Raw genomic sequence first — 25,192 nt, forward strand, 5'->3', positions numbered from 1 at the left:
TTTTCCCAGGGATAGCTACATCCGTCTGGTGGACATATCCACAGGAATCCGCACACCTGCAAGGAGAAGAAATGAGTAACGTAAAGGTTGTTGATGTCATCATTCGCAAAACGGCGGAGAAAACGAAATTAACCGGCGAAGGAAATCTGTCGGTCTCTATTTCATCGCCGAGCGTGATTGAAATTCAGGGTTCTGCTCAGGATGTGGCGCGTTATGTCCGCCAGGGGAAAGACCTCCTCATTTATATGAAAGATGGCAGCGTTATTCGCTGCAATAACTATTTTGTCGAAGATCCAGAGACGCATAACCAGTCAGAGCTGGTGTTCAACGACCGTCAGGAACTGACACATATTTCTTTTGCCGATGCCGGGGAAGCGTCAGGCGTTGCGGTGACCGAGTTAACCGCGCAGGCCACACCGATTAGCAGCATTCAACCTTTCCTCGAGCAGGAAAGTGTTTTAAGCGACGCGCCGTGGGGCTGGATTGCGGGAGCTGCGTTAGGCGGCGGTGCCATCGGGGCACTGTTGGCAAACGGCGGTGACGGCGAAACTAAAACAAAAGTCATTGATAATACCAAAGAGGTTGAAAGCGCCACGCCGACCTTCTTGCTGTCGGATAAAGCGGGTGACAAGCAGGGCGTGCTGAGTGCAAACGAGATCACGGACGACAGCAACCCAACCTTTAGCGGTACCGGTCAGCCGGGCGCGACCATTCAGATCAAAGACAGCAGCGGCAGCACCATTGCCAGCACCATGGTCGCTAAAGACGGCACGTGGACGGTAATATTACCGACCCAGACGGACGGGGAGCACACCTGGTCGGTCGTGCAGATCGACGGCAGTAAAACCACCTCTGCGGGCAGTATCACCGTGACGGTCTCTACCGCCGATGCCGCCATTACGCTTGCCACCACGGCGGGCGATAGCGTGCTGAACGCCAGCGAGCAATCCGCGGGCTTTACGCTTTCCGGTGCCAGTAAAAACCTGGCGCAGGGTACCGCACTCACCGTGACGCTGAACGGCAAAACCTACGCGGCTGAAGTCGGGGCAGACGGCGCGTGGAGCGTTAACGTACCTGCGGCAGACGCGCAGGCGCTGGGCGACGGTACCTGGACGGTTAACGTGAGCGGTAAAGACGCGGCGGGTAACACCGTCAGCGGAAGCCAGACGATTGGGGTGGATACCACCGCGCCAACTCTGTCTGTCGATACCCTCGCACAGGACAACATCATTAATGCGGCTGAGCACAATCAGCCGCTGACCCTGACCGGTAAAACGAATGCGGAAGCCGGTCAGATCGTCACGGTCACTCTGAACGGTAAAAACTATAACACCACGGTGGGCAGCGACGGCACCTGGTCCGTCACGCTTGCCGCGAGCGACGTGCAGGCGCTCAATGAGGGTAATCACACCCTGACGGTTAACGTGAGCGACAAAGCGGGCAACGGCGCGTCCGTGACGGCAGATTTCACGGTGGATACCGCCGCGCCGGTCGTCACCATCCATACCGTGGCGGGCGACGATATCCTCAATATCAGCGAGCAGGGCCAGGCGCACATTATTTCCGGCCAGGCGAGCGGTGCCGCCGCGGGCGATGTGGTCACCGTAACCCTTGGCGGCCAGACCTTCACCGGCGTGGTGCTGGCGGACGGCAGCTGGAGCGTCGGCGTTCCCGCGTCCGTGCTGGGCGCGCTGGGTGAAGGTAACCACACGCTTTCGGTTTCCGTCACTGATGCGGCAGGCAACACCGGCAGCGCCACGCACGGCATTACGCTGAGCGGACACCCGCCAGAATTTACGATTGATGCCATCAGCCAGGATAACGTCCTTAATGCCCAGGAGGCGATGCAGCCGCTGAGCCTGACCGGCACCAGCAACCTGCCGGACGGTACCGCCATCACCGTGACGCTGAACAACGTCAACTATCAGGCCACCGTCGAAAACGGTATCTGGGCGGTCCAGGTGCCGGTTTCCGACGTCCTGAATCTGGCGAACACGCTTTACACCGTCAGCGTCAGCGGTACCGACAGCGTGGGTAACAGCGGTTCTGCCGAAGCGAATCTGCTGGTGGATACCGTCCTCCCGCAGGTCATTATCAATACGTTTGCGGGCGACAACCTGGTCAATAACGCCGAAGCGGGCGTCGATCAAACCCTCAGCGGACGCGTTACCGGCGCGGCGGCGGGCGATACCGTCACCATCTCCGCAGGCGGCAAGAGCTACACCGCAACGGTTGGCAGCGATCTGACCTGGAGCGTGAAAATCCCGTCAGCGGATCTTCAGGCGTTCGGCGACGGGGATTTAACCTTCAGCGCCTCCGTCACCAACGCGCATGGCAATACCGGCACCGGCGAGCGTGATATCAACATCAACGCGGAGCTGCCGGGTCTGCGCGTGAACACCATTTCCGGCGATGACGTGATCAACGCCATCGAACAGCAGCAGGATTTGAGCGTCACCGGCTCCAGCAGCCATCTGGCCGCGGGCACGCAGATTATCGTCACCATCAACAACGTTGAGTACGTCACTGCGGTTAACGCCAGCGGCAGCTGGCAGATCGGCGTTCCGGCGGCGGATCTGCAGGCCTGGACGGCGGGCGGCATGACGGTTAGCGTCAGCGCGGTAGATGCCTGGGGCAATACCGTTGCGGCTGAACACCCGATTGAACTCGATCTGAACGCCGTGGCGGTCACCATTGATACCGTCTCCGGCGACGACCTGCTGAATGCGGCAGAAAAAGGCGTTGATTTAACCCTTTCCGGCCAGACGCAGGGCGTGGAAGCGGGGCAGACCGTGGTGGTGAAATTCGCTGACCAGACCTTCACCGCGCAGGTGCAGCAGGACGGCTCCTGGAGCCTGACCGTACCCGCCAGCGCCATGGAAACCCTGATCGACGGGCGCGCGCAGGTGAGCGTCAGCGTCACTAACGTCAGCGGCAACAGCGCGGACGCCGCGCGCGTGGTCACGGTGGATACGCAGCCACCGGCGATTACGCTCGATAACCTGACCGCCGACAACATCATCAATGCGGCTGAGGCGCAGCAGGATTTAACCTTAAGCGGTACCAGCAGTGCGGAAGCGGGCCAGACGGTCACCGTGACGCTGAATGGCAAAACGTATCAGACCACGGTTCAGGCGGACGGTACGTGGCAACTGAGCGTGCCTGCGGCTGACGTGGGTGCCCTGACGGATGGCATCGTTACCGTGACCGCAACCGTGAGCGACGTGGCGGGCAACGCCAGCAGCGCCGATCGCGTGGGTCTGGTGGACGCGACCGTACCGCAGGTGACCATTAACGACTTTGTCACCGACTCCAACACCGTTAACCAGCTCGCCCATTCACAGGCGCAGATCCTGAGCGGCTCCGTCACCGGTGCGGCAGCGGGCGACCTTGTGACCATTACCATTAATAGCGTCGATTACACCACCGTGGTGGATGCATCGGGCAACTGGAGCCTCGGCCTGCCCGCATCCGTCGTGCAGGGTCTGGCGGACGGCACCTGGACCATCGACGTCTCCGTGACCGACCGATCCGGCAACACCGGAAGCAGTTCGCTGGATGTGGTAGTGAATACCGTGACGCCTGTTATCGGTATTAACACGCTGGCGGCAGACGACGTGATTAACGCGACCGAGAAGGGCGAAGATCTGCTGCTCTCCGGCACCAGCAACCAGCCGGAAGGAACGCGCGTCACCGTTAACCTGAACGGCATCAACTACACCGCCACCACCGACGCCAGCGGTAACTGGAGCGTGACCGTACCGGCCTCGGCCGTCAGCGTGCTGGGAGAAGCCCATTACACCGTGACGGCGAGCGTCACGGATAGCGTAGGCAACAGCGCCTCAACCTCACACGATGTGCTGGTGGATAGCTCGCTGCCGGTGGTGACGATTAACACGCTGGCAGGCGACAATATCGTTAACGCAGCGGAAGTCGCGGCAGGGCAAACCCTGACCGGTAAGGTGACGAACGCGGCGTCAGGTGACACCGTCACTATTATCCTCGGCGGCCAGACATACACCGCCACCGTGCAGGACGATCTGACCTGGAGCCTGCCGTTAAGCGAGAGCCAGCTTACCGCGCTCGGCAACGGCGACCTCACCGTATCCGCCAGCGTGACCAACGCGCACGGCAATACCGGATCTTCTTCTCTCGACTTCAGCATCGACGCCCAGCTCCCGGGACTGCGTATTGATACCGTGGCGGGCGATGATGTGATCAACGTGATTGAACACGCTCAGAACCTGATTGTGTCCGGCACCAGCACCGATCTGGCGGCGGGCAGCACCGTGACCGTGACCATCAACGGCAAAGCCTATTCGGCAACGGTACTGGCGGACGGCACCTGGCAGGCGGCGGTACCGGCGGCCGACGTGTCCCAGTGGGCGGACGGTTCGCTCACCATCAGCGCCAGCGCGCAGGATGCCTCCGGCAACCCGGTGACTATCGGCACCGTTGTGGACGTCGATCTCGCGCCTGTCGCCATCACCATCAGCAGCGTGACCGACGATAACGTGCTCAACGCGGCGGAAAAAGGCCAGGACCTGGTGCTTTCCGGCACCACCTCCAACGTTGAAGCGGGTCAGACCGTGACCATCACCTTCGCGGGTAAAACCTACACCACGACGGTGGATGCCAACGGCGACTGGACCTGGACCGTTCCGTCTGCCGATCTGAGCGGCCTGAAAGACGGCGACGCCAGCGTGCAGGTAAACGTCACCAACGTGAACGGCAACGCGGCGTCCTCGGCGCAGGAATTCAGCGTCGACACCACCGCGCCGACGGTGACCATCAACACCATCAGCAGTGACAATATGCTGAACGCGGCGGAGGCGGCGCAGGATCTGACCCTGAGCGGCACCTCTACTGCCGAAGCAGGCCAGACGGTCACCGTGACCTTCAACGGCAATCAGTACACCGCGCAGGTGCAGGCGGACGGCAGCTGGACGCTCGACGTTCCGGCGGCGGACATGGCAGGCATCACCGACGGCAGCGCGGCGGTAACGGCGACCGTGTCCGATAAGGCAGGCAACCCGGCCAGCGCGGGCTCCTCGGTGCTGGTCGACACCACCGTACCGCAGATTTCATTCAACATCGTTGCGGGCGACGACATCATCAATATTGCCGAGCACGGCCAGGCGCTGATCGTCTCCGGTAAGGTCACGGGCGCGCAGGCGGGCGACGTGATTACCGTAACCCTGAACGGCAAAGACTACACCGCGATGCTGGATGCGTCCGGCAGCTGGAGCGTGGGCGTTCCGGCGAGGGACGTGGGCGCGCTGGTTAACGGCGACCAGACGATTTCCGCGACCCTCACCGATAAAGCCGGTAACAGCACCACCGCGACGCACGAGTTTGACGTCTCCCTGACCGCGCCGGTGGTGGCCATCAATACCCTGGCGGTTGACGACGTGATCAACGCGACCGAGAAAGGCCAGGATCTGCTGGTGTCCGGCACCAGCAACCAGCCGGAAGGAACCACCATTACGGTGACCCTGAACGGGATCGGCTATACGGCCACCACCGACGCCAGCGGCAGCTGGAGCATCACCGTTCCGGCGGCAAACGTTTCTGCGCTGGGCGAAGCAAGCTACGTCGTGACGGCGAGCGTAACTGACGCCGCAGGTAACAGCGCGAGCACCGGCCACAGCGTGCTGGTCGACAGCGCGCTGCCGCAGGTCACCATCAACCCTGTCGCCACGGACGATGTCATTAACGCAGCGGAAGTGGTTGCCGGGCAGACCCTGAGCGGCAAAGTGAGCGGCGCGGCGAGCGGTGACACTGTCACTATCTCGGTCGGCGGCAATACCTATACCGCGACGGTTCAGGACGATCTGAGCTGGTCGGTCAACGTGCCGTCCACGGTCTTTACCGCCATCGGTAACGGCGATCTGACCGTGTCAGCCAGCGTCACCAACGGTCACGGCAACACCGGAACCGGCGAGCGCGACATCACCATTGATGCCAACCTGCCGGGCCTGCGCGTCGATACCGTGGCGGGCGACGATGTGATCAACAGCATTGAGCACGCACAGAACCTGATTATCACCGGCTCCAGCGAGGGCCTGGCAACGGGCGCGGCGTTAACGGTGACCGTCAACGGTAAAACCTACGCCGCAACCGTGCTGGCGGACGGGACCTGGACGGCGGCCATTCCGGCGGCAGACGTCAGCGCGCTGAATGCGGGCACTGTCACCGTGACCGTGGACGGCCAGAGCGCGGCGGGCAATCCGGTTTCCATCAGCCACGACGTGAAGGTGGATCTGGCGGCAGTTGCCATCAGCATTAACCCGATTGCGTCGGACGACGTGATCAACGCGGCGGAGAAAGGCGTGGATCTGGTGCTGTCCGGCTCGACCACCAACGTGGAAGAAAACCAGACCGTTACCATCACCTTCGGCGGCAAGTCGTACACCGCGACGGTGGATGCCAGCGGCAGCTGGACGGCAACCGTACCGTCCGCCGATTTGGGCAGCCTGAAGGACGGCGATGCCAGCGTGCAGGTGAGCGTCACCAACGTGAACGGCAACAGCGCGTCGGCAGGCCGCGAGTACAGCGTGGACGCCACCGCGCCGACGGTGTCTATTGAAATTGTCAGCGACAACAACATCATCAATGCGGCCGAAGCGCAGCAGGATCTGGTTGTTAACGGCGTGACCAACGCCGAAGCGGGCCAGACCGTCACCGTGACGCTGAACGGCGTGGACTACACCACCACCGTGCAGGCAAACGGCAGCTGGAGCGTGACCGTGCCGTCCGCGGATCTGAGCGGTATTACCGACGGCAACTACACCATCAGCGCCGCCGTGTCTGATAAAGCGGGCAACCCGGCCTCTGCGGATCGCGACGTGCTGGTGGATACCACCGTCCCGCAGCTGACCATCCACACCGTTTCCGACGACGACGTGATCAACAGCGCCGAGCATGCGCAGGCTCTGATTGTCACAGGTTCCGTGACCGGCGCGGCGGCCGGAGATGTTGTCACCGTTACCCTCAACGGCAAATCGTACACCGCCACCCTGGATGCCTCAGGCAACTGGAGCGTGGGCGTGCCTGCGGCGGACGTCACCGCGCTGGCCGCCGGGGATTACACCATTACCGCGGCGCTGACCGATAAAGCGGGCAACAGCAACAGCGCCACGCACGGCGTGGAGGTGAATCTGACCGCGCCGGTGCTGACCATTGACACCGTTTCCGGTGACGATGTGATCAACAACAGCGAGAAAACCCAGGATCTGACGATCTCCGGTACGGCTTCCGGCCTGGCGACAGGCGCGGTGGTGACCGTGATGCTGAACGGCAAAGCGTACAGCGCGATGGTCGATAGCAACGGGAAATGGACGACTACCGTTCCGGCGGATCGGGTGAGCCAGTTGGGCGAAGCGTTGTATACCGTTACCGCATCGGCAACGGACAGCGTCGGCAACAATACCAGCACGTCACACACCGTGAACGTGGAATCGGTTCTGCCGGGCGTGATTATCAACACCATTGCAGGTGACGACGTCATTAACGCGGCGGAGCTGGCGGCCGGGCAGACCATCAGCGGTAAGGTGGTGAATGCCGAAGCGGGCAACACCGTGACCGTGACCATTGGCGGTAACAGCTACACCGCAACGGTGCAGAGCGATCTCACCTGGTCCGTTAACGTACCGGAATCCGTGTTGACCGCGCTGGGCAACGGCGATTTGACCGTGTCGGCCAGCGTCACGAACGGCGTGGGCAATAGCGGAACGGGCGAGCGCGAAATCGTGATAGACGCTAACCTGCCGGGCCTGCGCGTGGATACCGTGGCGGGTGACGACGTGATCAACAGCATCGAACATACTCAAAACCTGATTATCACCGGCACCAGCGACGGGCTGGCGGCGGGGGCGGCGCTGACCGTGACCGTAAACGGCAAAACCTATCCGGCGACCGTGCTGGCGGACGGCACCTGGAGCGCGGCGATCCCGGCGGCGGACGTTGGCGCACTGAGTGCGGGCACGGTTACCGTAACCGTTGCGGGCCAGAGCAGCGCCGGTAACCCGGTCTCCATCAGCCACGATGTGACGGTGGATCTGGCGAGCGTTGCTATCAGCATTGACGCCATCGCCACCGATGACGTGATTAACGCGGTCGAGAAGGGCGCGGATCTGGTGCTCTCAGGCACTACCTCGAACGTTGAGGAAAACCAGACCGTCACCATCACCTTCGGCGGTAAGAGCTACACCGCGACCGTGGATGCAGACGGAAAATGGACAGCTACCGTGCCGTCTGCGGATCTAACCGGTCTGAAAGACGGTGACGCCAGCGTGCAGGTGAGCGTCACCAACGTGAACGGCAACAGCGCCTCGGCGGGCCGCGAGTACAGCGTGGATGCAACCGCGCCGTCCGTGACCATCAACACCCTGGCGAACGACGACATTCTGAACGCCGCCGAAGCGCAGTCCGATCTGACCGTATCCGGCACCACCACCGCCGAAGCGGGCCAGACGGTCACCGTATCGCTGAACGGCAAAGACTACACCACAACCGTCAGCGCAGACGGCAGCTGGACGCTGAACGTCCCGGCGGCGGAACTGGCTGGATTAACCGACGGCAGCGTGACCGTCACCGCATCGGTCAACGATAAAGCGGGCAACACGGCGTCCGTGGATCACAACCTGGCGGTAGATATCACCGCGCCTGCGGTGACCATTAACACCGTGGCGGGCGACGATGTCATTAACATCGCAGAACACGGCCAGGCGCAAATCATCAGCGGCACCGCCACCGGCGCGGCAGCGGGCGATAAGGTCACCGTCACCATCGGCGGCCAGACCTACACCACCGTGCTGGACGCGGCGGGGAACTGGAGCGTGGGCGTACCGGCGAATGTGATTTCCGGCCTCAGCGACGGCACCGTGACCGTCACTGCGTCAGTCACCGACGCGGCGGGCAACACCGGCACCGGTACGCATAACGTGACCGTCGATACCGGTCTGCCATCGGTGGCCTTCAGCGCCATCAGCGATGACAACGTGCTGAACGCGGTGGAGAAAGGTCAGGATCTGAGCGTCAGCGGCACCAGCGCTAACCTCGCGGAAGGCACCGTGGTGACCGTGACCCTCAACGGTAAAAACTACACGGCCACAACCGCGGCAGACGGCACCTGGAGCCTGACGGTTCCGGCAGCGGATCTGGCCGGTCTCGGCCAGGCCAATTACACCCTGAACGCGACCGCTACCAACGGCGTGGGCAACAGCGTGAGCAACACCGCGAACCTGCTGGTGGACACCGCGCTGCCGACCGTCACCATCAATACCGTGGCGGGCGACAACGTCATCAACGCGGCGGAAGTGGCGGCAGGCCAGACCCTGAGCGGCACCGTGGCGAATGCCGAAGCGGGCAATACCGTCACCGTCACCCTTGGCGGCAACAGCTACACCGCAACGGTGCAGAACGATCTGACCTGGTCCGTGAACGTGCCGTCTGACGTGCTGACCGCGCTGGGCAACGGCAGCCTGAGCGTGACGGCGACCGTCACCAACGGCCACGGCAATACCGGCACCGGCGAGCGCGAAATCGCTATCGACGCTAACCTGCCGGGACTGCGCGTGGATACCGTGGCGGGCGACAATGTCGTCAACAGCATCGAGCACGCGCAGAACCTGATCGTCACCGGCTCCAGCGACGGGCTGGCGGCGGGCACGGCGCTGACCGTCACCGTCAACGGCAAAAGCTATGCGGCGACCGTACTGGCGGACGGCACCTGGAGCGCGGCGATCCCGTCCACCGACGTGAGCGCGTGGCCGCAAGGCACCGTCAAAATCAGCGTTACCGGCGACAGCTCAGCGGGCAACCCGATTACCATCAGCCACGACGTGACGGTAGATCTGGCGACCGTTGCCATCAGCATCAATTCCATCGCCACCGACGACGTGATTAACGCGGCGGAGAAGGGCGCGGATCTGGTGCTGTCCGGTGCGACCACCAACGTGGAAGCCGGGCAGACCGTGACCATCAGCCTGAACGGCAAAATCTATAGCGCGACAGTAGACGACAGCGGTAACTGGACCTACACCGTACCGTCTGCGGATCTGGCACACCTTAAGGATGGCGACGCCAGCGTACAGGTGAGCGTCACCAACGTGAACGGCAACAGCGCCTCGGCGGGCCGCGAGTACAGCGTGGATGCGACCGCGCCGTCCGTGACCATCAATACCCTGGCGACCGACGATATTCTGAATGCCACTGAAGCGAAGAGCGATCTGACCGTGTCCGGCACCACCACCGCCGAAGCGGGCCAGACCGTGACCGTGACGCTGAACGGCAAAGACTACACCACAACCGCAGGCGCGGACGGCAACTGGACGCTGAACGTTCCGGCGGCGGATCTGGCCGCGCTCGGCGACGGCAGCGTGACCGTGACGGCAAGCGTCAGCGATAAATCGGGCAACCCGGCATCCGTGGATCACAACCTGGCGGTAGATATCACCGCGCCTGCGGTGACCATCAACACCGTGGCGGGCGACGACGTCATTAACATCGCTGAGCACGGCCAGGCGCAAATCATCAGCGGCACCGCCACCGGCGCGGCAGCGGGCGATAAGGTCACCGTCACCATCGGCGGCCAGACGTACACCACCGTGCTGGACGCGGCGGGTAACTGGAGCGTGGGCGTCCCGGCGAACGTGATTTCTGCTCTGCAGGATGGCACCGTGACCGTCACGGCGTCAGTCACCGACGCGGCGGGCAATACCGGTGCCGGCAGCCATAACGTGACCGTCGATACTGGCCTGCCGTCCGTGGCCTTCAACGCCATCAGCGGCGATAACGTGCTGAACGCGGTGGAGAAAGGTCAGGATCTGAGCGTCAGCGGCACCAGCGCTAACCTCGCGGAAGGCACCGTGGTGACCGTGACCCTCAACGGTAAAAACTACACGGCCACGACGGCGGCGGACGGCACCTGGAGCCTGACCGTTCCGGCAGCGGATCTGGCGGGTCTGGGCGAAGCCAACTACACCCTCAACGCCGCCGCAACCAACGGCGTGGGTAACACCGTGAGCAACGCCGCGAACCTGCTGGTGGACACCGCGCTGCCGACCGTCACCATCAACACCGTGGCGGGCGATAACGTCATCAACGCGGCGGAAGTGGCCGCGGGCCAGACCATCAGCGGCAAAGTGGCGAACGCGGAAGCGGGCAATACCGTCACCGTCACCATTGGCGGCAACAGCTACACCACAACGGTGCAGAGCGATCTGACCTGGTCCGTTAACGTGCCGGAATCCGTCCTGACCGCGCTGGGCAACGGCGATTTGACCGTGTCGGCGACCGTGACCAACGGCCACGGCAACACCGGCGCGGGCGAGCGCGAAATCGTTATAGACGCCAGCCTGCCGGGCCTGCGCATTGATACCGTGGCGGGCGACGATGTGATCAACAGCATTGAACATACTCAAAACCTGATTGTCACCGGCTCCAGCGACGGGCTGGCGGCTGGCACCACGCTCACCGTGACCGTCAACGGCAAAACCTATGCGGCCTCCGTGCTGGCAGACGGCACCTGGATCGCGGCGATCCCGGCGGCGGACGTCGGGGCCCTGGCTGCGGGCACGGTCACCGTGACCGTCGCAGGCCAGAGCGCGGCGGGCAACCCGGTGACCATCAGCCACGATGTCACCGTCGATCTGTCTGCCGTTGCCGTCAGCATCGATGCGATTGCCACCGACGACGTGATTAACGCGGCGGAGAAAGGCGCGGATCTGGTGCTGTCCGGCAGCACCTCGAACGTGGAGGAAAACCAGACCGTCACCATCACCTTCGGCGGCAAGACGTACACCGCGAAAGTGGACGCTGACGGTAACTGGACGGCCACCGTGCCTTCCGCCGATCTCGCGGGCCTGAAGGACGGCGATGCCAGCGTGCAGGTGAGCGTCACCAACGCGCACGGCAACAGCGCCTCTGCGGGCCGTGAGTACAGCGTGGATGCGACCGCGCCAGCCGTGAGCATTGATACGGTCGCTGGCGATAACGTGATTAACGGCAGCGAAGCGGCTGCGGGCGTGGCCATTTCCGGCACGACCACGGCGGAAGTCGGGCAGACGGTCACCGTAACGCTGGGCGGTAAGAGCTATACCGCACAGGTGCAGCAGGGCGGCATCTGGAGCGTGAACGTACCGGGCGCCGACCTGTCCGCACTGGCGGATAATGGCTACACCGTGCAGGTCAGCGTGAGCGACGCCGCGGGTAACCCGGGCAGCGCGGGCAAAGCGATTACGCTTGATACCACGCCGCCGACCGTCAGCTTTAACGTCGTGGCGGGCGATAACGTCATTAACAGCGTGGAGCACGGGCAGGCGCAGATTGTCAGCGGTACGGCAACCGGCGCGAGCGTCGGCGATAAGCTGATCATCACCATCGGTTCTAACCAGTACACCACCACCGTTGACGCCAGCGGTAACTGGAGCGTGGGCGTTCCGGCCAGCGTGATTTCCGCGCTGAACGACGGCACCGTGACCCTCAGCGCGACGATTACCGACAGCGCGGGCAACAGCAGCACCCAGACCCACGATGTGGTGGTGAACACCGCTTCCGTGGCGCTGACGGTGAACACCGTTAGCGGTGACGACGTCATCAACGCGGCGGAAGCCGGTTCGTCTCTGGTGATTAACGGCTCCAGCGCCCAGCTCGCCAGCGGGACTCAGGTCACCGTGACGCTGAACGGCAAAACCTATACGGCCACCATCCAGAGCGATGGCAGCTGGACGACCACCGTTCCGGCCGCCGACGTGGGCGCCCTGGCAGATGGCGCGAGCTATCAGGTGTCCGTGTCGGCGCAGGACAGCGCGGGCAACAGCGCGTCGGCGACGCACGGCATCAGCGTGGATACCACCGCGCCGGTCGTGAGCATTGCGACGCTGTCGGTTGACGACATGCTGAACGCGCTTGAAGCGCAGCAGCCGCTGACCGTGCACGGCTCTTCCAGCGCGGAGGCGGGTCAGACCGTCACCGTGACGCTGGGCGGCAAATCCTATACCGCCACCGTCGCGAACGACGGGACGTGGACGCTGGATGTTCCGGAAGTCGATCTGGCCGCCCTGAGCCAGGGCGCGCTGACGGTGACCGCCTCGGTCAACGACAAAGCGGGTAATAACGGCCAGACCACGCACACCTTAACGGTCGATACCGTCGCGCCAACCGTGACCATCAGCACCGTGGCCGATGACGATATCGTCAACAACGCGGAGCAGCTGGCGGGCCAGACGATCCGTGGTACGACCACGGCGGAGCAGGGCCAGACGGTGACCGTCTCCTTCAACGGGCACAGCTATCAGGCGACCGTCGGGGCGGACGGATCCTGGTCGGTCTTCGTGCCGGGCCGTGATTTCCTCGGCCTGAGCGACGGGGATTACACCATCACCGCTTCGGTAAGCGACAGGGCGGGCAACCCGGGGAGCGCAACGCACGACGTGACGCTGAACGGCGATGTCCCGACCATCACCATTAACACCTTTGCGCAGGACGATATCGTCAACGCCGCCGAGCACGGTACGCCGCTGGTCGTCAGCGGCACCACCGACGCCCCGGCGGGCCAGACGGTGACCATTACGCTGAACGGTAAAACCTACACGGCGATCGTTCAGAATGACGGTACCTGGAGCTACACGGTAGGCAGCGCAGACGTGACCGCGCTGGCGGACGGCGGTTCGTACGTGATTAACGCGCAGGTCAGCAACACCATCGGCAACAGCGGCAGCGATAACCACAGCGTCACCGTGGATCTCACCGCGCCGTCGATGGGGATTACGATTGATTCGCTGCAAAATGACACCGGCCTGAGCGCGAGTGATTTCATCACCAACGACGCTCAGGTCGTGGTCAACGGCTCCCTGACCGCGCAGCTCGGCAATAACGAGAAGGCGCAGATCAGCCTTGACGGCGGCACCACCTGGATTGACCTGACCGTGACCGGCACCACCTGGCGCTACACCGATGGCCGCACCCTGACGGACGGTACGTATCAGTACCAGGTGCGCGTGATCGATAACGCTGGCAACGTGGGGGCGACGGACAGCCAGGACGTGGTGATTGACCTGACCATGCCTGTGGCAACGACGATTACGGTCGATTCCATCACCCAGGATACCGGCCTGTCCGGCAGCGACTTTATCACCAGCGACAACCAGATCAGCCTGAAAGGGACGCTCGGCGCGGCGCTCGGCAGCGGCGACCACGCGCAGATCAGCCTCGACGGCGGCGTGACATGGACAGACGTCAGCGTCAGCGGCCTGAGCTGGACGTACGTCGATGGCCGCACGCTGGCCGACGGGGATTACAACTACCAGCTGCGCGTGATTGACGACGCGGGCAATATCAGCGCCACCGCCAGCCAGGTGGTGACCATTGATACGGTTGCGCCGGACGCGAGCAAAACCATCGCCATCGACAGCATCAGCGACGATACCGGCCTGAGCAGCAGCGACTTTATCACCAACGATACGTCCCTGACGCTGCACGGCTCGCTCGGCGCGACGCTGGCCGACGGCGAGTATGCCCAGATCAGCATCGACGGCGGAGTGACCTGGCAGAACGTGATCGTCACCGGCAACAGCTGGTACTACGTGGACGGCCGCACGCTGGGTAACCAGACCTATGACTACTACGTTCGCGTGGTGGACGCGGCGGGCAACGTGGGTTCAAGCGCCCATCAGCAGGTGACCGTCGATACGGTCGCCCCGGATGCGGCGATTACGGTGACCGTGGATAACATCACCGTGGATACCGGCTTCGACAATAACGACTTCCTGACCAGTTCGACCTCGTACACGCTGCACGGAACGCTCGGCGCCGCGTTGGGCGCGGGTGAATTCGTGCAGGTGAGCATGGACGGCGGCAGCACCTGGGTTTACGCCACCGTAAGCGGTACGCAGTGGAGCTACAGCGACACCCGTACGCTGACCGACGGCAGCCATAACTACCAGGTGCGGGTCGTTGACCAGGCGGGGAACGTTGGGGCCACCACCTCGCAGGCGGTGACGGTGGATACCCACGCGCCGCAGTATGGCGTCACCATCGACAGCATCAGCGAAGATACCGGCCAGTCCGGCAGTGATTTCATCACCATGGACACCACGCTGACCATCAACGGTTCGCTGGGCAGCGCGCTGGCAAGCGACGAGCGCGTACAGATAAGCCTGGACGGCGGAAATACCTGGCTCGATACCACGGTCACCAACCAGCGCTGGAGCTACACTGATACCCGCGATCTGCCTGACGGAGACTACACCTACCAGGTGCGGATTATCGACCAGGCGGGCAACGTCGGCTCCACCGCCTCTCAGGTGGTGACGGTGGACACCACGCCGCCAACCACGGTGGGCACGGTAGTGAGCTATACCGACGGCGAAGGCGAGCGTCAGGGCACCTTTGGCAGTGCGGTGGCAACGGACGATAACTCGCCGCTGATCAACGGTACGCTTAACCGCGCCCCGGACGACGGTGAAATCGTGCAGCTCTATCGTGACGGGGTCCTGCTCGGCCAGGTGACCATGAACGGCAGCGCAAGCTGGTCCTTCCAGGACAACGGCCTGAGCGACGGCAACCACACCTACATTGTGCGCGTCACCGATAAGGCCGGTAACTACACGGAATCCGACGGCTTTGTGCTGAACGTTGATACCAGCATCCCGACCACCACGGCGGCGATTACCGCGCAGACCACGTCGGACACCACGCCGATCGTCAGCGGGACCGTCTCCGCCGATCTGGTGAACGGTGAATACCTGGTGGTCACGGTGAACGGGAAAACCTATACCTCCCAGACGGGCGGTGCGGTGGTGGTCGATCCGGATCACAACACCTGGTATCTGCAGATCCCGGACGGCGATGCGCTGAGCGTGTCGAGCTACAGCGTGACGGCGCAGGTGAAGAGCAGCGCGGGTAACGGCAATACCACCGGCACGGCAACCGGCAGCCTGGTGATTGACACCACCTCGGTGAATACCGACTGGGCAACCACGGCGGGGAACAGTAACAACTCCACCATGACCCTCGGCATGAACAGCAGCGGTCTGTGGAATATCATTGCTAACGGGCAGTCTTACTCCAGCAGCGATAGCTCGACCTATGCCGGAAATACGCTGACCAACACCCGCAGCTACTACGTGGTGAGCCAGACCGCCGCCGACTTTGACCGTAACGGCACGCAGGATATTTTCGCGACGGAAAATACCTACTCCGGCTCTACGCAGGTGATGTGGACCTATGATGGCAGCACCTATAACGCCAGCCAGCTGGCGATGGGGACCACCATCTGGTACGGCGGCGTGATTGCGTACGATAAAACCGGCGATGGCTATCTGGATCTGGCGTATGGCGACTCCGGCGCGGACTCCATTACTTATCTGATTAATAAGAACGGCGTGCTGTCGCCGGATGGTACCAACGGTGGTGCTGGGTTCTCGGGACAGTTCACCACCATGCGTGAAATCTCCGGCGTCGACCTGAACAACGACGGCACGGTGGATATTGTCCAGCACACCAACCGCAGCGGCGCGTACTCGTTAACCGTGATCAACAACAACGGTAACGGCACGCTCTCTATCGGTCAGAACCTGACCAACGTGTTTGTGGCAAACGCCTCGAATACCACCACGGCGGCGTCCATGACGTGGGCGGACTTCAACGGCGATGGCTATATGGATCTGTACCTGGGCAGCAGCTACAACAACAACGGCGGGGTGATTTACTACAACGACGGTACCGGGAAGCTCTCTGCCACCAAGAGCGCGGTGGAAGCCTCTAACGCCACGGCGGGCTATCTGTCGGTGGCGGTGGACTGGAACGGCGACGGGCAGATGGACATCATCAAGCTCAGCAGCTACGGCGGTTCGCAGACGGCGACGCTGTTCACCAACAACGGTTACGGCTCCACCTGGACCTCAGGCCAGCTGGCTTCGGGCCTGGCGAACGTCACCGGCGTGGCGGCGGTAGACTACAACTGGGACGGCGCGCAGGATCTGCTGGTCTCTCAGCAGAACGGCAAGGTGGTGCTGGTGCAAAACAGCAAAACCATCGCTGACGGCACCGCGATGCACCTGCACATTGTCGACAGCGAGGGCATCAACGCCTACTACGGCAATACGGTCAATCTGTACAACGCTGCGGGCGTGCTGGTGGCTTCGCAGATCATCAACGCCCAGTCCGGTATCGGTTCGAACGATACCTCTGCGCTGGTGAGCTTCTACGGGCTGGATCCGAATGAAACCTATTCGGCCGAGATCCTGAAGATTACCAACGGCGTATCGGATAACGTCACCTGGAGCGGTCTGGAAGCGGGCAACGGCAAAGAGGGCTACGTCCTGACGGCCGAAGCGGCCACCGGCGGCCACAGCGGGACCATTACCGGGACCGGGTATAACGACACCTTTATCGCAGAGGATGGCACCTACACCTACAACGGTTCCGGCGGCTGGAATACCCATTCCGACTACGACACCTGGAGCAACACCGGTGGGATGGACGTGGTGGATTACCGCAATGCGACCTCCGGCGTAACCGTGGATTTGCGCCTCTCTACCGCGCAGGACACCGGGTTCGGTACGTCACGACTGCTCAACATTGAGGGAATTAACGGCTCGAACTTCGACGACGTCATTACCGGCAACAGCGGTGATAACCAGTTCGAAGGCCGCGGCGGGAACGACACCTTCAACATCGGCAGCGGCGGTCACGATACGTTGCTCTACAAGCTGATCAACGCGTCTGACGCAACGGGCGGTAACGGCCACGACGTGGTGAACGGCTTTACGGTCGGCACCTGGGAAGGGACTGCGGACACGGATCGTATTGACCTGCGCGATCTGCTCTCCGGCAGCGGCTATACCGGCACGGGCTCGGCGAGCTATGTGAACGGCGTGGCCACGCTGGACAGCAGCGCGGGCAATATCAGCGATTACATCCGCGTGGTGCAGAACGGCAGCAATACCGAGATCCAGGTTGACCTGGACGGTACAGGCGGTCAGTTCTCGCCGACCACGCTGGTGACCCTGAACGGCGTGCAGACGGATCTGGCGACGCTGCTGGCGAACCATCAGCTGTTAATTGCGTAAACCAACGCCGCGGGGAGCGATCCCCGCGGCCTTTTGGCGTTTCTTTACACGAATAGTCATAACCCTATATTTCACAAGATTATTTTGCGTGCTCGTTTAGAAAGCGTTCGATTTTTAATCATCCCGTAAAGGTATCATTTCAGTGCGAAATTATCGCCCTGGACAGGACGTAGCAATATGAAGACACATCCACAGTACGAACCCTGGCTGCAGGGCATGCTTATCATCGCGAAACACTACCGGCTGGATTTCTCAGCGGAGCACGTTCGGGTCACGATTAACCATGAAAGCCAGTCTCCGCGCCAGCTGGTGCTGGAGGAGATGGCGCGCCAGCTTGGGCTGGGGATGCGTATGGTGGCGGCTGAAGCGGTATCCCTCGATCCGTGGCGCCTGCCGCTGCTGGCGGAATTCACCGGCGGACAAATCGCGGTCATTAACCGCATGGACAGCGAAGGCAACGTCAGCCTGCAGTTTAGCGGCGACGCGGGGCTGGAGACGACCCTGACGCGTGATGAACTCGGGGCGCGGTTAAAAGGGCTGATGGTGTTGCGCCCGCTCGAATCCACGCCGGATGCCCGCGTGGACGATTACATCAAACCCTATGAGAAAAACTGGTTCTGGCAGCTGGCGCTGAAAGACTGGCGACGCTACAGCGACATTATGCTGGTGGCGCTGGTGGCCAACGTGCTGGCGCTTTCCGGCATGGTCTTCTCCATGCAGGTCTACGACAGGGTGGTGCCGTCGCAGTCGGAAGCCACGCTGTGGGTGCTGTTTGGCGGCGTGATGATTGCCATCGTGTTCGAATTCATCATGCGTATGCTGCGCGTGCATATTTCTGACGTGGTGGGGAAACGCGCCGACCTGCGCATCTCTGAACGCGTGTTTGCCCACGCGCTGCGGATTAAAAACGGCGCGCGATCCAAATCAACCGGATCCTTTATCGCGCAGATCCGCGAGCTGGAGTCGGTGCGGGAGCTGATCACCTCAACCACCATTGCGGCCATCTCCGATCTGCCGTTCTTCCTGCTGTTCGTCTTTATTCTGTGGATGATTGGCGGCCCGCTGGTGCTGGTGGTCCTGATCGCCGTGCCGCTGCTGCTCATCCCCGGCCTGCTGGTGCAGCGCCCGCTGGGGAAGCTTTCCAGCGAAGGGATGCGTGAGTCCGCCATTCGTAACGCCACGCTGGTGGAAGCGGTGCAGGGCATTGAAGACATCAAGCTGATGCGCGCCGAGCAGCGTTTCCAGAACCAATGGAATAACACCAACGACGTCGCCGCCAGCGTCGGCATGAAGCAGCGCTGGCTGACGGGCCTGCTGCTCACCTGGACGCAGGAGGTGCAGTCCATCGTCTATGCGGTGGTGCTGCTGGTGGGCTGCTACCTGGTTATCAGCGGCGACATGACCACCGGTGCGCTGGTGGGAACCTCGATTCTGGCATCGCGCACTATCGCGCCGCTGTCGCAGATCTCAGGCGTGCTCTCGCGCTGGCAGTCGGCAAAAGTGGCCCGCAAGGGGCTGGACGACCTGATGCAGCGTCCGATTGACGATCCGCAGCACGGCAAGAAGGTGCACAAAGCCCACCTGCGCGGCGACTATAGCCTTGAGGACGTCGGGTTTTATTACGACGAGGAAGAGAAACTCACCGTGCTCAACATCAGCAAGCTGCAGATCCGCGCCGGAGAGCGCGTGGCGGTGCTTGGGCGTAATGGCTCCGGTAAAAGCACGCTGCTACAGCTTCTGGCGGGTATGCAGGAGCCGCAGCAGGGCAGCATCCTGCTCGACGATATTGCCCTCAATCATCTGGACCCGGCCGACGTGCGCCGCGACATGCAGCTGCTCGGCCAGCAGGCCCGGCTGTTCTTTGGCTCCGTGCGGGACAACATCCTGATGGGGAACCCGTTAGCCACCGACGACGAGATTCATCAGGCGCTGGTCAACAGCGGCGCGCTGGAGTTTGTGCGCAAGCAGAAAATGGGGCTGAACTACATCATCAACGAAGGCGGGGCTGGCCTCTCCGGCGGTCAGCGTCAGGCGCTGCTGCTGGCGCGCGCGCTGATCACCTCCCCGAATATCCTGCTGCTGGACGAGCCTACCGCCTGGCTGGACGAAATGAGCGAGAAGCAGTTTATACAGCATCTCCACAAATGGCTGGGGAAACGCCGGACGCTGGTGGTGGCGACGCATCGCTTGCCGATTCTGGATTTGGTCGACCGCATCATTGTGCTGGAAAACGGCAAGGTGGTGATGGACGGCCCGCGCGATGCGATCCTGCATCAGCACGGTATGGCACCGCAGAAAGCCGCGCAGCGTACCGTGACCATGAAGCCAGCGGCGGTTGCCGAGGAGGGCGCGGCATGAATGATTTCTCCCGTTTCAATAGCCGACTGAAGGAGCCACGCCTGCCGCGCTCGTCACTGGTGGCATGGTCGCTGTTTACCCTGCTGGCGGTGTTTATCGCATGGGCAAGCCTGTTCCATCTTGATGAAGTGACGACCGGCAGCGGCAAGGTCATACCGTCTTCTCATGAGCAGGTCATTCAGTCCCTGGAAGGCGGCATTATCCACAGCCTGATGGTGCGTGAAGGTGACATTGTGGAACGCGGCCAGCAGCTCGCGCAGCTAGACCGAACAAAAACCGAATCGAGCGTGCTGGAGAGCGAGTCTCGTCTGAATGCGGCGCTGGCAACGGCGGCGCGCCTGAAGGCCGAGGTGAACGACACGGAACTTGCGTTCCCGGAAGAGCTGGATGACGACGTTGAGCTGGTTAAACAGGAAACGGCGCTCTACCAGTCCCGTCGTGAGAGCCTCGAAAAAGGGCTGGCCGGGCTGCGTCAGGGGGCCGAACTGGTGCAGCGCGAGCTGTCGTTGACCCGTCCGCTGGTGACCCAGGGGGCGGCCAGCAAGGTTGAGGTGTTACGTCTTGAGCGTCAAAAAAATGAGCTTGAGAACAAAATTACCGAGATGAAAAACCAGTATTACGTTCGCGCCCGTGAAGAGCTGGCGAAAGCCAATGCGGAGATTGAAGCCCAGCGTTCGGTGATGAAAGGGCGTGCGGACTCCCTGACCCGGCTGACCTTCAATGCCCCGGTTCGCGGGATCGTCAAGGATATTGACGTCACGACCGTGGGAGGCGTTATCCCGCCGAACGGCAAGCTGATGAGCCTGGTCCCGCTTGACGATCAGATGGTGGTCGAAGCGAAAATCTCGCCGCGCGATGTGGCGTTTATTCATCCCGGCCAGAAAGCGCTGGTGAAAATTACGGCCTATGACTACTCCATTTACGGCGGGCTGGAAGGGGAAGTGACCATGATTTCGCCGGACACCCTGCAGGATGAGGTGAAAAGGGATGTGTACTACTATCGCGTCTATATTCGTACCGACAGTAACCATCTGACCAATAAGCAAGGTCAGGAATTTCCGGTCTTTCCGGGCATGATTGCTACCGTTGATATTAAAACCGGCAGCAAAACCATTCTGGATTATCTGTTGAAGCCGCTGAACAAGGCAAAAGAGGCGCTGCGGGAACGATAGGTGAATGGCGTTCGGGACACCGAACGCCTGCTGGATTATACGGTTGACGTCACGCTGTGAGCGTGGCGTCGCTCTTTGGGCACAACGTTGATGTAATGCGTAACATAGGCAAAATATAACCCGGCATAATTTTCGACAAGTTCGATAAACGCCGGGTATATCGACATCCGACCATCACCACGATCTTTAAGATAACCCGCCTCCTGTGCCGATTTGATAATTCGGTTGACGTGGATGCGTGAAACAAAAAATTCTTTTGCGAGCGAGCTGGCTGAATAGTCAATAACCGCACCGTGAGCGGATTTGTTTTTCATGGCCTGCAGATAAATATAAAGCATAATCATGCGGCCGCCATCCTTATCAATAAATAACCCCACTTCCGGTAAAACCTTTCTGAACGTTAATCCCCGAAAAAGATATTCTGCCGCACGGCGGAAGAAGTTGTTTCTCAAAACATCATTATCCAGCAGGTTAACATTAATATTAAATGCGGGGTACAGAATGCTGACGGGCAAAAATGCGCCGGACATATAGCGTTTAAGTTCATTCAAACCTTTTTCGGTTGGCGCGATTCTCGTTTTGCGTCGGTCTTCCGTGCAGCGCCAGGTCCTGATGCGCCCGGTGGTTCTCAGTATCGTAATGATCGCAATAACGCTGTTGGGGCTGGCTATCTTATAGCGAGAACATAACTCTTTTATCTCTGAAACTGACTCCGCCTGATTTCCAAAAATAAAACAACACATGGAGAGAATAATGTTAAACCGTGATTCCTGCAGCATTGTTTTGTAGAAAAGAGGTTGTTTTTTGTAGATGGTATCATTAATTGTGTAGTGCTCTAATATTGCCTCACCGAATCGCGGATTGTTCTTTATAACATCCCTTCGATGTAGCAAGGCCCTGGATGAGACGTGATTATCCATAGCATTTTTCTCGTATTTAAATGAGCCGATAGATGAAGCGTTTAGTCTTCTTTTTCGGAATTCACATTATACCCTGAGAATGAGATGTTTGCCGGTGTTATTTGCAAAGAAAAGTATATTTAAGCCGTAGTGATTAACGCAAAGATGTTCCTGTGAGTTCGGCTGATAACTGTTTCTTAGCCTGAGGCTGTACTGTAAAATTAATGTTTATAACAGGTGCGTTAAATTTTATGCATTCACAAATGGAAATGGCGCTTCAGTGCCCAGGAGCAGGTTATGACCCACAAAATTTCTATGAGAAATGGGGCGTGCGATGAACAAAAATATGTCATCTCAGCCTGCGGTTTTACGTTCCAGGGATATCGTCTGATCCTTAACCAATACGGTATACAGGCTTCGCATATTCACTTTGACGGAGATGAGGTATCCCAACAGGATATGGAAAATATCCTTATAAATCAGAATGCTCATATTGTAGCGTTTCTCGGAAAAGGTATCGTCAATCTCCTGGAGAGCCTGAAGCGCCTTGCATCCGTGCTCAATACGCTTCCCGTTATTCGACGCGTCACCCTGTATGGTGACATACCGGATGGCTGGCTGTATCGCACCCTGGGCAGTCTTTTAAATAACAGCTATCAATTATCATTGATTCGTATTGCCCGCGTTTCAGATGTCATAACCTGTTCTCATACGCAACATAACGTTTTTAAGGATCGTTCGTACTTATTACGCGATCGCAGCAGGGATAATGCTTCGCAAGAAAACGTAAAATGGCTAACAAAAAGAGAGATTGACGTTTTATTAAATTTCTACCGCGGCATGTCCGTAAAGGAAATGTGCGACGAAATGGGGCTTTCTAATAAAACGGTTTATACCCACCGTAAGGAAGGTGTGCTGAAATTACGCTTAATTAAGCGATGGTTACACGACCCGCACAATTTTAAAGCGGAGGGGGGGATTAAACATCAGCGTCAAAAAAGAGAATTCACGGATAAGGAAACGGAAATATTTAATGCGCTACTTAAAAGAGAGATCTTCCCTGCCTATCAAATAATTACCGATCGTGACAAAAAAGGAGTAGGTTTTGAAATACTGATCCGCTGGAATAAAAACGGTAAAATTGTCAAGCCAGCCGGCTTTCTCACGGACATTTCAAATCATGAGATATGGTTAAAAATAACAGCGTTAGTTATCCATGCTGCCGTGTCGGGGATCAATAAGTATAATGGCAAATACTATTTTTCAGTGAATATTCCACCTCGCCTGGCGTCCGGGAATGCATTGCCTGATATGGCAAGGAAAGCTATCGACATGCTGCTCAAACCGCAGTGGGCCGAAAAGCTGGTCTTTGAATTTGCAGAAGATATTGACGTGACGAAGGACAAAAGGATCCCTGAAACCATGCGGCATTTACGTAATACGGGGTGTCGATTGTTTCTGGATGACTGTTTCTCTAATCATCAAACCATGTTCCCGGTGCGGCAGGTGCATTTTGATGGACTCAAGCTGGATCGGGACATCGTTGAGCATTTTGTGGCAAACGACAATGACTATAACCTGATTAAAGCGATACAGTTTTATAGCGACATGACCGGAACGGACTGTATTGCGGAGGGGGTGGATAGCGAAGAAAAGTTTGAGAAATTAGTCGCGCTGGGCGTGAAAAACTTTCAGGGGTATTATTTATCGCGCGCCGTGAAAGAGGAAGAGTTAGACCGCATGGTCAGATTATTCAGTTAAGAAAAAATAAAGCCCCGAAGGGCCTTTTATTATTTTCGACCCAGCAACAGGCCGAGAACAATACCGACCGCACCCGCTGCGACGAGGCCGGTGAGGGGGTTATTTCTGACAGCTTCAGTGACGTCGGAAACGGCATCGCTGGCCTGCGCGGCATATTTTTTAGCCGCACCTTTGACCTGATGCTTTGGTGAATCTACAAATTCACCAAACTGCTGCTGCGCTGAACCTGCAAGTTCATCAAATTTATTTTTTGCTTTGTCTTCTGCAAACTGGGTGTTTTTATCAGTATCGAGATCGGACATTTTCGCCTCCTTTTGTTGATATTTAAAGGATAGCCGCTCTTTGCGGATGTGGGAGACGAAAGGTTAATTTCGGCACCTGGCAGGGCTGTTTTCGGATATATCTCTGTGCGGGGGGCTCGCACAGAGAGACGCTGTTATTCGGCAAAACTCAGCAGCGCGTCGCCATCAAGGCGATAGCGAACCCATTCGGACTGCGGCAGCGCGCCTATGCTCAGGTAAAAATCAATCGCGGGCTGGTTCCAGTCCAGCACGCTCCATTCAAGGCGGCCGCACTGCCGTTTTACCGCGAGCTGCGCGATATGTTTCAGCAGCGCTCTTCCCGCACCTTTACCGCGATAGTCCGGGGAAATGTACAGGTCTTCCATGTAAATACCGTTGCGTCCTAGCCAGGTAGAATAGCTGGTGAAGAACACGGCATAGCCGGCGATCTTACCTTCACACTCCGCGATCAACGCTTCGGTTTGACTGCCGGTGCCAAAGAGCGTTTCCCGGATCTCCTCCGGCGTCGTCACGACTTCTTCCGGCGCTTTTTCATACACCGCGAGCTCGTAGATCATGGCGTAAATTGCCGCCGCATCTTCGGGACGGGCCTGACGAATGGTTATGCTCATTGTTTTTCCTGT

Annotated in this window: 7 protein-coding genes; 4 read left to right on the forward strand and 3 right to left on the reverse strand. The window is 59.8% G+C overall.

Going from position 1 to position 25,192, the window contains the following annotated elements:
• The first annotated feature begins 71 nt into the window (after nucleotides 1-71).
• The 3 genes from AC2TE5_RS10970 (at nucleotide 72) to AC2TE5_RS10980 (ending at nucleotide 21,607) form a co-directional block, all read left to right on the forward strand.
• Nucleotides 72-18,077, forward strand: coding sequence for an Ig-like domain-containing protein (locus AC2TE5_RS10970; protein WP_484613247.1), 18,006 nt, complete (start codon nucleotides 72-74; stop codon nucleotides 18,075-18,077).
• Nucleotides 18,078-18,254: 177 nt separating this feature from the next.
• A complete protein-coding gene (locus tag AC2TE5_RS10975; protein WP_484613248.1) occupies nucleotides 18,255-20,435 on the forward strand; it encodes a type I secretion system permease/ATPase in 2,181 nt (726 codons plus the stop codon).
• The gene (locus AC2TE5_RS10980) at nucleotides 20,432-21,607 is read left to right on the forward strand and encodes an HlyD family type I secretion periplasmic adaptor subunit (protein WP_213330482.1); all 1,176 of its coding nucleotides are present in this window, start codon (nucleotides 20,432-20,434) and stop codon (nucleotides 21,605-21,607) included. Before AC2TE5_RS10975 ends, AC2TE5_RS10980 begins: the two co-directional genes overlap by 4 nt.
• A 35-nt stretch (nucleotides 21,608-21,642) precedes the next feature.
• Here the strand turns inward: AC2TE5_RS10980 and AC2TE5_RS10985 are convergent, their stop codons facing one another.
• Entirely contained in the window at nucleotides 21,643-22,527 is an 885-nt protein-coding gene (locus tag AC2TE5_RS10985; RefSeq protein WP_213330483.1) for a helix-turn-helix domain-containing protein, read from the reverse strand.
• Nucleotides 22,528-22,803: 276 nt separating this feature from the next.
• On the opposite strand from AC2TE5_RS10985, the gene AC2TE5_RS10990 reads away from it, so the two are divergent.
• Nucleotides 22,804-24,267: an EAL domain-containing protein gene (locus AC2TE5_RS10990; RefSeq protein ID WP_484613249.1), complete on the forward strand. Its 1,464-nt coding sequence runs from the start codon at nucleotides 22,804-22,806 to the stop codon at nucleotides 24,265-24,267.
• 29 nt (nucleotides 24,268-24,296) lie between these two features.
• Here the strand turns inward: AC2TE5_RS10990 and AC2TE5_RS10995 are convergent, their stop codons facing one another.
• Nucleotides 24,297-24,569 (reverse strand): ElaB/YgaM/YqjD family protein, encoded by a 273-nt coding sequence (locus tag AC2TE5_RS10995; protein ID WP_484613250.1) that lies wholly within the window; start codon nucleotides 24,567-24,569, stop codon nucleotides 24,297-24,299.
• Nucleotides 24,570-24,703: 134 nt separating this feature from the next.
• A complete protein-coding gene (locus AC2TE5_RS11000; protein ID WP_213330487.1) occupies nucleotides 24,704-25,180 on the reverse strand; it encodes a GNAT family N-acetyltransferase in 477 nt (158 codons plus the stop codon).
• Between the last annotated feature and the right edge of the window lie 12 nt (nucleotides 25,181-25,192).

It is taken from the genome of Enterobacter sp. N5-15, assembly GCF_057221635.1.

Bases quoted from the DNA above. Each gene is read 5' to 3' on its own strand.
- AC2TE5_RS10970 (WP_484613247.1), top strand. From the start codon at position 72: ATGAGTAACGTAAAGGTTGTTGATGTCATCATTCGCAAAACGGCGGAG.
- AC2TE5_RS10975 (WP_484613248.1), top strand. From the start codon at position 18,255: ATGAAGACACATCCACAGTACGAACCCTGGCTGCAGGGCATGCTTATC.
- AC2TE5_RS10980 (WP_213330482.1), top strand. From the start codon at position 20,432: ATGAATGATTTCTCCCGTTTCAATAGCCGACTGAAGGAGCCACGCCTG.
- AC2TE5_RS10985 (WP_213330483.1), bottom strand. From the start codon at position 22,527: ATGGATAATCACGTCTCATCCAGGGCCTTGCTACATCGAAGGGATGTT.
- AC2TE5_RS10990 (WP_484613249.1), top strand. From the start codon at position 22,804: ATGACCCACAAAATTTCTATGAGAAATGGGGCGTGCGATGAACAAAAA.
- AC2TE5_RS10995 (WP_484613250.1), bottom strand. From the start codon at position 24,569: ATGTCCGATCTCGATACTGATAAAAACACCCAGTTTGCAGAAGACAAA.
- AC2TE5_RS11000 (WP_213330487.1), bottom strand. From the start codon at position 25,180: ATGAGCATAACCATTCGTCAGGCCCGTCCCGAAGATGCGGCGGCAATT.